At 46.6% G+C, this 14,173-nt stretch carries 11 protein-coding genes; 5 read left to right on the plus strand and 6 right to left on the minus strand.

Annotated elements, in window-relative coordinates; genetic code table 11:
• Nucleotides 1-236: 236 nt before the first annotated feature.
• A complete protein-coding gene (gene cobQ, locus QUA53_RS16425) occupies nucleotides 237-1,703 on the plus strand; it encodes a cobyric acid synthase CobQ (protein ID WP_333098506.1) in 1,467 nt (488 codons plus the stop codon).
• Nucleotides 1,704-1,771: 68 nt separating this feature from the next.
• Nucleotides 1,772-2,008 carry a 2Fe-2S iron-sulfur cluster binding domain-containing protein gene (locus QUA53_RS16430; protein WP_333098507.1) on the plus strand — a complete coding sequence of 79 codons (237 nt, stop codon included), beginning with the start codon at nucleotides 1,772-1,774 and terminating at the stop codon, nucleotides 2,006-2,008.
• Between the two features lie 51 nt (nucleotides 2,009-2,059).
• Here QUA53_RS16430 and QUA53_RS16435 read toward each other — a convergent pair whose 3' ends face one another.
• Nucleotides 2,060-3,394: a hypothetical protein gene (locus QUA53_RS16435; RefSeq protein WP_333098508.1), complete on the minus strand. Its 1,335-nt coding sequence runs from the start codon at nucleotides 3,392-3,394 to the stop codon at nucleotides 2,060-2,062.
• A 95-nt stretch (nucleotides 3,395-3,489) separates the two neighbouring features.
• Between QUA53_RS16435 and QUA53_RS16440 the strand changes: the two genes are divergently transcribed.
• The gene (locus QUA53_RS16440; RefSeq protein ID WP_333098510.1) at nucleotides 3,490-4,275 is read left to right on the plus strand and encodes an SDR family oxidoreductase; all 786 of its coding nucleotides are present in this window, start codon (nucleotides 3,490-3,492) and stop codon (nucleotides 4,273-4,275) included.
• Between the two features lie 328 nt (nucleotides 4,276-4,603).
• Here QUA53_RS16440 and QUA53_RS16445 read toward each other — a convergent pair whose 3' ends face one another.
• The 5 genes from QUA53_RS16445 to QUA53_RS16465 form a co-directional block, all read right to left on the minus strand.
• Nucleotides 4,604-5,383 carry a photosystem II S4 domain protein gene (locus QUA53_RS16445; protein WP_333073083.1) on the minus strand — a complete coding sequence of 260 codons (780 nt, stop codon included), beginning with the start codon at nucleotides 5,381-5,383 and terminating at the stop codon, nucleotides 4,604-4,606.
• A gap of 238 nt (nucleotides 5,384-5,621) precedes the next feature.
• Nucleotides 5,622-6,446 carry an SWIM zinc finger family protein gene (locus tag QUA53_RS16450; RefSeq protein WP_333098511.1) on the minus strand — a complete coding sequence of 275 codons (825 nt, stop codon included), beginning with the start codon at nucleotides 6,444-6,446 and terminating at the stop codon, nucleotides 5,622-5,624.
• A gap of 15 nt (nucleotides 6,447-6,461) precedes the next feature.
• The gene (locus QUA53_RS16455; protein ID WP_333098512.1) at nucleotides 6,462-9,752 is read right to left on the minus strand and encodes a DEAD/DEAH box helicase; all 3,291 of its coding nucleotides are present in this window, start codon (nucleotides 9,750-9,752) and stop codon (nucleotides 6,462-6,464) included.
• 267 nt (nucleotides 9,753-10,019) lie between these two features.
• Nucleotides 10,020-10,610, minus strand: a complete 591-nt coding sequence (locus tag QUA53_RS16460) for a Uma2 family endonuclease (protein WP_333098513.1) — start codon at nucleotides 10,608-10,610, stop codon at nucleotides 10,020-10,022.
• 81 nt (nucleotides 10,611-10,691) lie between these two features.
• A complete protein-coding gene (locus QUA53_RS16465) occupies nucleotides 10,692-11,198 on the minus strand; it encodes a hypothetical protein (protein ID WP_333098514.1) in 507 nt (168 codons plus the stop codon).
• 289 nt (nucleotides 11,199-11,487) lie between these two features.
• On the opposite strand from QUA53_RS16465, the gene serA reads away from it, so the two are divergent.
• Together serA and prmA are read left to right on the plus strand one after the other, a co-directional pair.
• Entirely contained in the window at nucleotides 11,488-13,071 is a 1,584-nt protein-coding gene (gene serA, locus QUA53_RS16470) for a phosphoglycerate dehydrogenase (protein WP_333098516.1), read from the plus strand.
• A 184-nt stretch (nucleotides 13,072-13,255) separates the two neighbouring features.
• The gene (gene prmA, locus QUA53_RS16475; protein WP_333098518.1) at nucleotides 13,256-14,146 is read left to right on the plus strand and encodes a 50S ribosomal protein L11 methyltransferase; all 891 of its coding nucleotides are present in this window, start codon (nucleotides 13,256-13,258) and stop codon (nucleotides 14,144-14,146) included.
• Nucleotides 14,147-14,173: the final 27 nt, after the last annotated feature.

Consider the following 14,173-nt stretch of genomic DNA (forward strand, 5'->3'; position numbering starts at 1 on the left):
CACGCTTGACTTCAGTCTTCAAAATCCATCGGTTAAATGCGTTAAATCCGTTATATCGGTTCCGGTTGCATCGGAATAATAAAATCGAGTCAACATTTAACACTCAACCATTTAGTTTTTAGACTCGCCCGTCAACAGTTAACACTCAACAATCAACAATCACGGACGGTGTAACCGGAATAAATATTAAATCCCTTACACTGCTTCGTTGCCGAACTTCCTTCTCTCTTAATATTATGAAAGCAATTATGGTCGTGGGAACAACATCTCACGCAGGGAAATCTTTACTCGTGGCAGCTTTGTGTCGAATCTTTGCTCGGCGAGGCTGGCGGGTAACTCCGTTTAAAGGTCAGAATATGGCGCTGAATTCCTATGTCACAGCCGCCGGTGGAGAAATTGGTTACGCTCAAGCAGTGCAAGCTTGGGCTGCGGGCGTCGCACCTTGGGTAGAAATGAATCCGATTTTGCTCAAGCCACAAGGAGACATGACTTCTCAATTGATTGTCAAGGGCCGGGCGATCGCTAATGTACGAGCATCTCAATATTACGAGCAGTATTTCGATCTCGGCTGGCAAGCTATTCGGGAATCTTTAGAATTTCTCTGCCAAGAATTTGACATGATTGTGTGTGAGGGAGCCGGTAGCCCTGCTGAGATTAATCTCAAACACCGCGATTTAACAAATATGCGGGTAGCTAAATATTTAAAAGCTCGAACTTTGCTAGTAGTTGATATCGATCGGGGCGGTGCTTTTGCTCACATCATCGGTACTTTGGAATTGCTCGATCCCGACGAACGAGCTTTAATTAAAGGATTTATTATTAATAAGTTCCGAGGACAAAAATCGATCTTAGATCCGGGCCTGACTTGGCTAGAAGAAAGGACGGGAATCCCGGTAGTTGGGGTCATTCCTTGGATAGACGAAGTGTTTCCCTCAGAAGATTCTCTCGATTTGCTCGATCGGCGTTCCCCCAATTCTCAAACCGACATCAATATTTCGGTCATCCGCCTGCCCCGAATTTCCAATTTTACCGACTTTGACCCCCTAGAGTCGGAAACTAGCGTCACAGTCAAATATGTCAGCCCAAAAGACCAGTTAGGCCATCCAGACGCCGTGATTTTACCAGGCTCTAAAACTACAATTGCCGATTTGCAGGTGCTGCGCCAAACAGGTATGGCAAAAGCTATTCAAAATTATTTAATAGCTGGCGGTACAGTCATGGGAGTTTGCGGTGGCTTTCAGATGCTGGGACAAAGTATCACCGATAAAGAAGGCATTGAGGGAGAAAAGGGAGAATTCCCAGGATTGGGATTGCTGCCTTTGAAAACTGCGATGGCACCGAACAAAATTGCGCGCCAACGAATCGTAACATCTAACTATCCTCAACCGGGTTTGCCAGTTTTCGGTTACGAAATTCATCAAGGAAAAACGCAAATCCTAGAGTCAGATTTGACTCAACCGCTATTTGACGATGCTAGTTTAGGCATTGTCAATACTTCTCAATCAATTTGGGGTACATACTTGCACGGCATCTTTGACAACGGAGCTTGGCGGCGAGCTTGGTTAAATCACTTGCGGCAGCAGCGGGGACTCCGCGCATTGCCTACAGGTATTCCTAATTACCGAGAACACCGAGAAGCTCTGTTAGACTCTCTAGCAGATACCGTGGAAAAGCACTTAGATATAAGGCATATTTTAGGTTAATTAGTTGACTGTGGACTGTGGACTGTTGACTGTTGATTATTGTTTGTTAGATTTGAGGTTCAAATTCAATGACAAAAGTTTGTTTTTTACCTGATAACGTGACAGTTGAAGCTGAACCGGGAGAGCTTTTATTAGATGTAGCCAAACGTGCAGGGGTTTCTATTCCTACTGGCTGTCTCATGGGTTCTTGTCACGCTTGCGAAGTAGAAATTGATGGCGGAGATACGATTTGTGCTTGTATTTCCGGCATCCCTTACGGGAAAAAGCAAGTGACAATTAATCTGTATGTTGACCCGACTTGGTAATTTGTTAGTTGACGGTTGACCGTTGACCGTTGACTGACAACTGAAAACTGACTAATTTTTTTGCCATTCTTGCTGTTTCTTGCGAGCAGATTGCAGCCATTTTTGGGATTCGGGATAAACAGTGGTTCCGGGTTTGACAGATTCTAATTGATTGATAATTTGTTGCAACTGGCTGAGGGAGTAACCGGGATTTTGAGAATTCACATCTTTTTGCAAGTTGGCCAACAAGCTTTTAGCTTCTTGCAAGGCTTTTGCAGAATCTTTTTCTGCTTCCAGTCTAATCTGGGTAATTCCTAAATTTTTTTGATATTCAGCAAGTTTAGTTTGAGCGTCGAGATAACCAGGGTTATCGACAGAAATCAATTTTAGTCGGTTAATTCCTTCTTGCCACAATTCTGCTATTTGCTCCCACTGTGCGGCGGGATGGGGAGGTTTTTGGGAGGCGAGGGCGGCGGAGAGAGCAAATTCTTTAGCAGCTTCAATTAAGTTGTCAGCCTGCAAAGAACCGGTGGCGACGCCGCCCATTGCTTGAAAGTCTCTTTCTGCTGCTTTGAGTGTTTTTTTAGCCGTTTCTCCTGCGAGGGTTTCGGCGGGAATTTGATTGAGTTGATCGATCGCACTTTGCCAATTTACCGTCGCTTTTTGTCTATCCGCAGCGGTTTTGGCTTGCTGATACTCCTGTTTCGCCGCCTTGAGAGTTTGTTCGACTTGATTTAACTGAGTAAAAGCATTTTTTTGCTGGAAAATCTGAGCCTCCATCCGCCCCACATTTTTGCGGGCGGCTTCAAATTCATCGAGTGTAAACTGCCAACTGCAGCGGAAAAAAGAGCAGTACCTCTTTGGGTAATAGCCGAGGAACCAGACTGGTAAGGCGTCGAGGTGTTTTTGCGCCTCTTTTGCTTTAATTTCGCCCAAGTCAAAATCTGCGACAGCAGTGGCTTTATTCACCAGTTGATCGGATTGTTCCACAAGGGCGATCGCCTGCCGGTAATTGTGATCCATACTCATAAAACTCGGCAGCAACAATATCGGCATTGTTTTCGCCACTGGCCAGCGAATCATCGGAAATGGCAGATTTAGCAGCCAAATTATCCCCGCAGCACTTCCCAGCAAACTGCCAGCAAAGATGATTTTACCGAACAATCCGGGCGGGCGGTTGGCTTTGACGGCAGCTTTGAGAGCTTGTTCGCTGAAGTTGGGAAATTCGTCTTTCAAGGTATCGCGGATTTCTTCTTTTGAGGCGAAAGTGCCGTTTTGCAAGCGTAATTTCTCTAACCGCTTGATTACCATCCGTCGGTAGACATCACCGGCTAGACTATCCGCCGCCGCGCACTTGTCAACTTCGGCCCGCAAAATTTCAAAAGCTCGATCGGTAAGACGCGCCATAAAACTCACCTATTCCCTTTTAATTATTTTACAGGTTCCCGTGTAAATAATTGTTAAAATATATAAAGCCCACATCAAATATCCGAATTAATTTCATGCCGACTGCTTTAATCACCGGTGCTTCTGGCGGAATTGGTGCAGCCTTTGCCGCCGAATTAGCGAAACGCCAGCACAATCTAATCTTGGTAGCTCGATCCGAAGACAAATTGCAACAGCTAGCTGCTACACTGCAACAGGAATTCAATATTTTAGTCGAAATTATCGTTCAAGATTTGACCGCACCGGCCGCTGGAACTGCTGTATTTGACGCGGTTGTTAAAAAAGGTTGGACGGTTGATTTGTTGGTAAATAATGCGGGTTTTGGCGATTACGGTGCTTTTGCCGATCGCCGGCTTGCAAAACAACTAACAATGGTGCAACTAAATATTGTAGCATTAGTGGAACTATCGCACTTATTTTTGCAGGGAATGCGGCAGCGAAAAGCAGGAAGTATCATCAATGTTGCCTCCATAGCAGCTTTTCAACCGATGCCGTACTTGTCGATGTATGCAGCGACTAAAGCTTTTGTTTTAAGTTTCAGCGAGGCACTTTGGGCGGAAAACAAAGATTTAGGAATTCGCGTTTTGTGCCTTTGTCCAGGGCCGACCGAATCGGACTTTTTCGCAGTAGCTGAATTTCCTAAATCAATGGCATCCAGTAGCGGGCAAAAACTCGTTCCCGCAGCGGAAGTAGTGCGAGATGCTCTCAAAGCTTTAGACAAAAATGAGTCTAATGTTGTCACAGGGGGAATTCCCAATCAAATCATCGCCAATACGCCTCGATTGATGCCGCGAGAACTTTTGGTGAAGTCGGTAGAAAAGGTGTTTCGAGATAAAGGCTAATTATATCAAATCTGGTTGCATCGGAATTAATATTATCCACAGCTTTTGACACCGCAAGCACCTCTGTCCCTAAAATTAATCCGGGTAGGGACTGAGGTGCTTGCGGTATCCTCTATATAATTCCGGTGCAACCAGAAACGGTATTACCAAGGAAGTTCGGCAAGGAAGCAGTCTACGGGATTTAACGGATTTAACGATGTGGTTTATCGGGAAGTTCGGCAACAGATTGTGTACGAGATTTAACCCATTTAACCACTATCGGCAAAAAGGAACAAGGAAGATAATTTCTAATTCCTAATTCTCACTTCCCCATTACTAATTCCGAGAATTACAAATATCGAGTTAACTGGACTCGATAGCGTTCCTTTTTAGTAACAGCAACTTCCCCAATTTCCAATCTTCCCTTGCCCGTAACAGCAATTAAATCTCCCGACTTGACATTATAACTAGCTTGAGTAACGTCTTTCCAGTTAACTCGCACGTCGCCACTATCAATTAAATCGGCCATTTTGCTGCGAGACATTGCGAACCCAGCCGAGGCGACAGCATCCAATCTCATGGATGCTTCAACGGTTGTCATTTCTTTCTTTTTGGGTTCTCTAATTTTGAGTTCGCTCAACTCAATGCGCCGCGTTTGCACAGGAACCGATCGCACTTGCTGCAAACTCATCTCCAAATACTCTACCATCTCCGGCATGACAATGGCTTGCGCGCCGCGTTCTCCCAAAACAATCACATCGCCAGTTTTCTCGCGGACAATTCCCGTACCCAACATCGCCCCCAAAAAGTCGCGGTGAGAAGCTGTATCGAACAAGAAATTGCCAGCGATTTCTACCGCAGCAACGTTAACGCTAGCAGAGTCGATCGGGATATCCGATCGCGCGATCGCAATTCTTTGTCTTTCAGCTTGCGGGTAGCCGCCCCAAGCCACTAATTCCACGTCTGTTAAGCGCTTAAATACCGTCAGAGTGTCCGCCAATTCCGGAGGCGACAGAAAATCAGTCAGAGTAACTTCCCAAGTTTTAATTGCTTGTTCCGCTTGGTCGATCGCCCGCGCCACACATTCGCGGTTTTCAATGCCTTTTAACAGTTCTTCTCTTGGTAACATCAGTCAATTTTAGATTTTAATTTGAAATTGCCAAAGTTTGCTGTAACTAAAAAGTCAACTTTTTTAACAGTCGCACTAATTTAATTATAGTCTAAAATCATCAAATAACGCTCTTATGATTTTAGTTGCTGGTAAAGCTGATATGATGAGCACGATTATTGTACCAAATCTATCAAGTCTTCGAGTTAAAGTTTTTGCAAGAGTTCGATCGAGTATGGCAGCAAAATTGTCCACCCAACTACTTATTCTTCTTAACCCGCAAATACAACTCTTCCATCGCCTCAATAAACGAACCATCCTTGTGCCAAAACAGTGGAAAATCTCCCTGTTTCTTCACCACGATCGCACTTACCCCACTTGGCGCTGCCACCTCAATCGTCTGCGGTAATCGCTTCGCACCATGCCAAAACTCTTTCAGGCTGACCGTTTGCGCCTCACTGGCGATCGCCTGCGTGTAATAGGAATCCACCGCCACAGGGGCCGCTGCATCAGCCGTCAACTCCGCCGCCAGCGCCAAGCCCAAAGGCGTTTTTGCTAATTCGCGGTGCAGCACTTCCTTAGAAAGCCCCCGTAATTCAAACAGTAAAAATGGATCTTTGTCCAATTCTGCCGCCACCAAATAATAAACTCCGGCAATATGTTTGCAGGGATTGCTATAGTCTGGGCAAGAGCAAGTAGTCTTAAAGTCCTCGCGGCTGCTGGGTAAAAGGTGCAATCCGAGGGGTGAGAAAGCATTTTCAATGTTGTCGGGCATTTCGTTGAGCAGCAGCCGAGAGATGAAGCTGGCTTTTGATGCCATTTGGGCGATCGCCACTTTCCACTGTGCCTGACTAATCGCCTGAAACTCAATTTTAGTTTTGTACAGAGGCTCCTTATAAACCCCAAAATAAGGATTTACCGACCCCCTTACTTCTGCCATCACTAAGCCATCATTAATCTTAAAGCTTTTTACCTTGTCATTCCGTGCATAGGAACGTCCCCGTCCGAGTCGCCCAGAATCAGTAAATCTTTCTAACGCATCGATAAATTTATTGCCCCACCAAGTCCGAGTAAATTGTGACATATTTTTGGGTTTATCCTAATCTATAACCGCATTTTTATTGAGCCTAATTAATTTCTTAAATGCCTCATTATCCAACTCAGTCAACCACGACTCATCCGCACCAATAATTGACCCTGCCAATTTCTTTTTGTCTTCAATCATTTGGTCAATCTTTTCTTCCAAAGTGCCGATCGCTACAAACTTATGCACAAACACATTTTTTTGCTGTCCGATCCGAAACGCCCGATCCGTCGCCTGATCTTCCACTGCCGGATTCCACCAGCGATCGAAATGGAACACGTGATTGGCTTTTGTCAGCGTAATTCCCACGCCGCCCGCCTTCAGTGACAGAATAAATACAGAAGGTTCAGACTCTGGATCTTGAAACTCTGAAATCATCCGTTCCCGTTTTTCGCGACTGGTTCCCCCGTGGATGTAGTAAGTGTTGTAATGTAGCGTTTGTTTAATATATTTTTCCAACGCGCTTCCCAGTTCTGTAAACTGCGTAAATACCAATAAACTTTCGCCTTCTGCTTTGACTTCCTCAATCATCTCGATCAGCCGTTCCAGTTTGTGCGATCGCTCTGGTGTAAACTCACTTTCATCTTGCAAAAACTGGCGCGGATGGTTACAAATTTGCTTCAGCTTCAGCAGTGTCGCCAAAATCATCCCCTTGCGCTTCATCCCTTCCGCCGCGTCAATTTCTTGTTCTACCTCTTTCACAATCGCTTCATAAAGCGAAGCTTGCTCGCGGGTGAGATTGCAGTAGAGTTTTTGCTCAACTTTGTCGGGGAGATCCTGAATAATCGACTTATCGGTTTTCAGGCGCCGGAGAATAAAGGGTTCCACTAATTTTTTGAGCGCTGCCGATTGCGTGCGACTCCCATTTTTTTGAATCGGGATCTCAAACAACTTCCGAAACTGTGCCTCTTTGCCCAGATAGCCCGGATTGAGGAAATTAAAAATTGACCATAAATCCAGCAATCGATTTTCTACGGGTGTTCCAGTCAATGCCAGTCGATGGGTAGCGGGTAACTTTAAAATCGCCTTGGTTTGCGCCGCTTTCGGATTTTTAATATTCTGGGCTTCATCAATTACCACGCGATGCCACGCTACGCTGCTCAACAGCTTCTCATCTTTTCGCACCAAGGTAAAGGAAGTAATCAACATATCGCAACCTTGGACGGCGGCTTTAAATTCCTTGGCATCTTGCAAGCGCCCAGGGCCGTGGTGTATGAGCGATCGCAATTCTGGAGCAAACTTTTCCATTTCCTTTTGCCAGTTGCCAACTACGGATGTGGGCGCAATTAGCAGCGTGGGTAGAACCGAAGGTGCGATCGCTTTTTCTGTCTTTTTTTCTGTCTCTTTTGTAGTAGATAAAACTTCCCGCTCTTGCAATAATCTAGCAATTACCTGCGCCGATTTACCCAAACCCATATCATCTGCAAGACAGCCATTTAATCCCAAACTTTCCAAATAACTCAACCAAGAAACGCCGCGCTTTTGGTAATCTCGTAACTTGCCCTGAAACTTTGCTGGATCTGCAATTAACTCTAACCGACTCTTATCGTTCAGCTTCTCCAACATATCCGATAAAGCCCGATCGCGCTCAACCTCCAACTGTTCGCTCGCTTCTCCTTCTGCCGTCAACTTCATAAAGTCAATCAAGCTTAAATCGGGGTTTTCTTGGCGATGTTTTTTCCAAAACTCCAACATCTCCTGCATCTTGTCTTTGTCCAGTTCCATCCATTGTCCTCGGAACTGCACCAGCGGTGTTTTGCTATTTACTAATGCCTGCCATTCTTGTTCGCTAACCCGTTCCCCCCCGATCGCCAATTCATATTGATATTCCACCAAGGAATCCGCCGAAAACAATCCTTTGCCCTTGATTGCAGCGCTGTTGCTACCCTTCCCTTTGACCTGCAGGCGAATCTTCGCCCGTTGTCGTCCCTTCGGCGTCCACCAAGCGGGGACAATCACTTTGTATCCGGCATCTTCTAATACCCAAGCGGACTCGCTGAGAAAGGTGAAAGCATCATCTAAGCTGAGGGTAATGTTAACGGGTTTGTCGGTTTCTAGCCCTTGCCAAAGTTGGGGATAAATGCGGGCAGCGTAGCCGAGATTTGTCAGCAAATGTTGCTCAAAGTTGTCTCCGAATTGTGTTTGCAACTGTTTTTGTTGAGTCGATCGCGATCGCCAATAATCCTGCAACGGCATCCGCAGAGATGGGTCTTTTTTCGCAGCCGCCTGAAACTCTAAAACCCAAGGCTGTTCGGGGTTTTCGGGGGATTGTAGTTGAAAACAGAGGGAGAATGAGTCAGCAGATTGATTGCGCGTAATGCGATCGCGCCAGGTTTGCCATTGCCGATATTGTTCAAGGCTTACTCGCGCGATTTTTCGTGTTTGGTTGAGGCAGATTTGCAGTAAAGAATCCGCAATCTTATTTTCAAACGATGCTGGGATGGGGGTTTGAGTGACAATTTCCGCGATCGCACACTCGGAAAAATGCCGCAGCAACCGTTCGCGATCGTAGAATTTTGGTGTATCTTGTAGCTGGATCTTCCGAAAACCGGACACACAAACTAAAGGCATCCATTCAACATAGCGTTGTAAATCATTTTCGTACTGTGTTGAAACAATTTCCCATCCCGGATAAATCTCAAAGCTGGGTTCAATTTTGGCAGGTGTTTTTGGAGTTTTTGCAGTTGTTTTGGTTTTTGTCTCGCCCGCTTTCTTACGCCCGCGCGTGGCTTTCTCAGCGGGTTCGGTTCTTTCGATGGGTGCGATCGCGATCGGAGCAGTTTCTCGATAGCGCAACGCCGGAATATAATGATCTTTCAGAACAATTTGCTTAAAATTTTGGGTGTAGTGATACCAAAATAGCAAGTCTGAACCAAACTGAACTTCTGCTAAATCGTAGAGGGCAAAAAAATGCAGATCGTTCAATACTTTAGTCAAAGTGTGGGTGGCGATGCACACACAATCAACTTGCCAATACTCCAACTCAAATGTTTCGGGTAACTCTGTCTCTAAATATCGCGCTAGTTCTAAAGATGGTAACGGCTGGTTGTCGGCAGTGGGCAGTAAAAAATACCGAGGGACGATCGCGTATTCTCGCCCCATCGCACTTGTATTGCTGACTGCTGACAGTTGAATCCCGGCTTCTTTCGTTAGAAATTCTCTTAACTGTGCCGTCTCCAATTGTCGGGGATGAACCTGAGCAGGCCGTTTTTTCTTTTCAGTGGTTTCAACCCAAAGACAAAAAGTTCCACCTTGAACAAAACTTTCTTCTGTTTGAGGAATCCAAGTCCCGTGGAGGATTTTCATAGGTCATACCAAACGCAACCTTTGGCAGCCTATCATATCATCAATTAGCGGGAAAAGATAAGAAGGCGCTTGAAACCGCTGCTATACAAACGATGTCTGCTGGATGCCGACTAAATAGAATAACGTAATTTTCCCGCGCTATCTTTAACCCGCGTCGGCGGGTTTTGCTTGTGTAGACGCGGTTTCAACCGCCGAGTTTTCTTTAACCGGCGTGGGCAGGTTTTGCTTGTGTAGATGCGGTTTCAACCGCCGAGTCTTCTTACAAATTTAGAAAATATCTGTTAAATCCAACACAAAACCGGGTAGTACATCTTCACCGGACAGAGTTACAGGCGAGTCTAAAATTTCCACATCTGAACCTTGACGGGAGATTTCTACTTTTCTATTTTTGCGATCGAGCAACCATCCCAACCTTGATCCATTTTTTACATACACTTTCATTTTAGCCCGCAATTTTTCTAGGGAGTCAGTGGTCGATCGCAATTCCACCACAAAATCGGGACAAATCGGCGCAAATTTCTTTTTTTCTTCAGCAGTTAAAGCATCCCACCTATCGCGCCGAATCCAAGCAGCATCGGGAGAAATATCTGTACCGTCGGGCAGTTTAAATCCAGTTGAAGAATCAAAAGCAATTCCCAAATGCTTATTTTGTCTGCTCCAAGATTGAAGTTGATACGATAAGTCAATGTTGAAATTACCAGTCTCGCTACCCGTAGGTGGCATAATAATTAATCCTCCACTAGCAGTCCGCTCAAATCTTAAATCCCGGTTGTCTATACACAACTGAAAAAACTGCTCGTCAGTTAATTCGAGCGTTAATTCTAGTGGAGAATGTAGGGGGATAGTTTGTAATTCCATAACTGCCTTCAAATATTACACGAGTCAACAGTCAACAGTCAACAGTCAACAGTCAACAGTCAACTGTTAACAAACAAATAACTAAGTCTCTGTATAACCTTGGATATTTTCCGGTTCAAACTGCTGCAAAATCTTCGCAGCTTTCCCAGTCAAATCATCAGTACCCTTAACCGCAATCAAAAATTTACCTGCGTTCAAACGGTTGCGGTAGGGCAAAGCATCGCCGCTACCAAAAGCCATACCGCCCGCGCCTCCAACAAACACACTGCCCATTGCAGCGGCGATCGCACCGAGTAAGCCACCGATCGCGTGATCGCCAATTTCGCCCGCCCAGGCGAAAGTCTTCAACTCAGTCATCAGACTGAAAGTAACGCCAGCAATAAAGCCAAAGGGAATCAGCCAAATAGCCATGAGTTTAGCTTGTTTCTTAGCTTGCTGGTTGGGGTCGATCAAGCCAAATTCATCAGCAGTTTTGTAGCCGCGGCCCAAAATGCTCACTTGCTTCATAGGCAAGCCTTCTTTTTCCAGAGCACAGTAGGCAGCTTCGGCTTGAATTCGATCGGGCAGTACGGCGATAAGATAATTCATTAGAAAACAATTCCTGATAGTTAGGCTTGAATAGCCAAAGTCTATTATAGCCCGAAAAGACATACTAGCTAAGCACTTGCGGGATTTTCAGACGGTCAGAGAGTCCGATCGCCCGCAAAGCTAAAATATTTCACGCAAAAAACGGCCGACCTTGACCGAATACAGATACAATTCAAACTGCACAAAGGCAAGCTTGAGCTGAGCTGTTAGATACCGCTCTAAGTCATAAGTCTCACTTTGAGCTCGCCAACGCTCGGTCTATTTTTACTATTGCACTCAATTGCTTGCTATGCCTAAAGTTCTAGTATCCGATCCGATCGACCAAGCCGGAATTGACATCCTCTCCCAAGTCGCGCAAGTTGACGTAAACACAGGACTCTCAGCCGAACAACTGGTAAAAATTATTCCAGATTACGACGCTTTGATGATCCGTTCTGGCACCCAAGTTACCAAAGAAATCATTGAAGCAGGGAATTCACTTAAAATTATCGGCAGAGCCGGCGTCGGCGTAGATAATGTCGATGTACCCGCCGCTACCCGCAAAGGAATTGTAGTCGTCAATTCCCCCGAAGGCAACACGATCGCCGCAGCCGAACACGCGATCGCCATGATGCTCTCGATGTCCCGCCACATCCCGGAAGCCAACGCATCCGTCAAAGCGGGTAAATGGGAACGCAACCGCTTTATCGGCGTAGAAGTTTACAAAAAAACCCTCGGCATCGTCGGTTTGGGCAAAATCGGCTCTCACCTCGCAGCCGCAGCCAAAGCCATGGGCATGAAACTGCTGGCTTACGACCCCTTCATTTCCACCGAAAGAGCCGACCAGTTGGGCTGCCGCTTGGTAGAACTCGAACTGCTGATGCGCGAATCCGACTACATCACCCTGCACATCCCCAAAACACCGGAAACCCTGCACTTAATTAACGCTGAAGTGCTCTCGAAAATGAAGCCTACGGCCCGCATCATAAACTGCGCCAGAGGCGGCATCATCGACGAAGCAGCCCTCGCAGAAGCCATCAAAGAAGGCAAGATCGCCGGCGCAGCTTTGGACGTTTACGAACACGAACCCCTGGAAGCCGATTCCCCACTGCGGAATGTCGGCCAGAACATCGTGCTGACGCCCCACTTGGGAGCTTCCACAGCGGAAGCTCAGGTGAATGTGGCTATCGACGTTGCCGAACAAATCCGCGATGTACTGTTGGGGCTGCCCGCGCGATCGGCTGTGAACATACCCGGCATTTTCCCAGACTCGATCGAAAAACTCAAACCCTACTTGCAACTCGCCGAAACCCTCGGCAACCTCGTCAGCCAGCTAGCCGGAGGCCGAGTCGATTACCTCAACGTCCAACTGCAAGGCGAATTGGCCAGCAACCAAAGCCAGCCCGTAGTCGTCGCCGCCCTCAAAGGCCTGCTCTCCCAAGCCCTGCGAGAACGCGTTAACTACGTCAACGCCAGCATCGAAGCAAAAGAACGCGGAATTCGCGTCGTCGAAACCAGAGACGCCTCAATTCGCGACTACACAGGCTCTCTGCACCTCTCGGCCAAGGGAACCCTCGGCGAACACACCGTGACAGGTGCAGTGCTCGGCGAAAGCGAAATTCGGATTACCAGTGTTGACGATTTCCCGGTCAACGTTTCCCCCACCCACCATATGCTGTTTACCCTGCACCGCGATATGCCGGGGATTATTGGCAAAATTGGTTCCCAATTGGGCAGTTTTAATGTCAATATTGCCAGTATGCAGGTAGGGCGTAAAATCGTGCGAGGCGATGCGGTGATGGTTTTGAGCCTCGATGACCCTCTACCAGAAGGGATACTGGCCGAGATCCTAAAAGTTCCGGGAATTCGGGATGCTTACACGGTAAATCTTTGACGGATTTTGGAGTTTAGATTTTGGATGCCAGGGCTGATAATTGGTAATGGGTAATTGGTAATTGGTCATTGGCAAGAAAGCGGGAATTTTTCTATTAGCCAATCCTCCTTCCTCACTCCCCACTTCCCAGTCTCCAGTTCCCCTGGGCAAATCTAAAATCTAAAATCTAAAATCTAAAATCGTTATGGCACATAGCTGGTGGGAAATTAGAATTCTTTGCGATCCGGCGCTGGAAGATATCATCTTTTGGCGTCTGGAACGGTTTAACTGTCGGGGAACTGCTACGGAGATCAAAAGCAATTCCTGCCTGATGTCGGCTTATTTGCCCGAAGAACAGGCAGGATTGCTGGATTTGGCCGCTCTGTCTCTGTGGCTGCGCCAAGATGCTCTGTGTGCAGGTTTGCCCCTACCTGCGATGCAGTGGGATTTGATTGAAGACGAAGACTGGGGCAGCACTTGGAAGGAGCACTGGCAGCCTCAAGAAGTGGGCGATCGCTTTTTAATTAATCCGGCCTGGCTGCCCCTACCGACTGATACCGATCGCATCATTTTGCGTTTAGATCCCGGTGTGGCTTTCGGTACGGGTGCTCACGCTACTACTCAACTTTGTCTGGAGTCGCTAGAAATGCGGCTCGGTTTTGATGACAAAGAGTGCATTGTTGCTGATATCGGCTGCGGATCGGGTATTTTGTCGATCGGCGCAGTGTTGTTGGGCGCTACAAAAGTTTATGCTTTGGATACCGATCCTTTGGCAGTGCGATCGACCATTAGCAACAGACTACTCAACCGCGTTAATTCTCAGCAGTTGGTTGCAGAGCTCGGAAGTATCGATCGCTTGAAAGAAATGGTCGATGAGCCGATCGACGGTTTGATCTGTAACATTTTAGCAGAAGTAATCATTGATTTAATCCCGCAGTTCACTGCAATTAGCAAACCCACTACTTGGGCAGTTCTCAGCGGCATTTTGCTCGAACAAGCTAAGCCAATTGCCGACACTCTCGAACAGCACGGCTGGATTGTTGCTACTCTGTGGAAGCGCCAAGATTGGTGTTGTTTTAATATTCGGCGCAGTTAACAATATGGTAATTGCTAATTCCTAATT

The organism is Microcoleus sp. Pol12B3, assembly GCF_036701355.1.
GTDB lineage: Bacteria > Cyanobacteriota > Cyanobacteriia > Cyanobacteriales > Microcoleaceae > Microcoleus.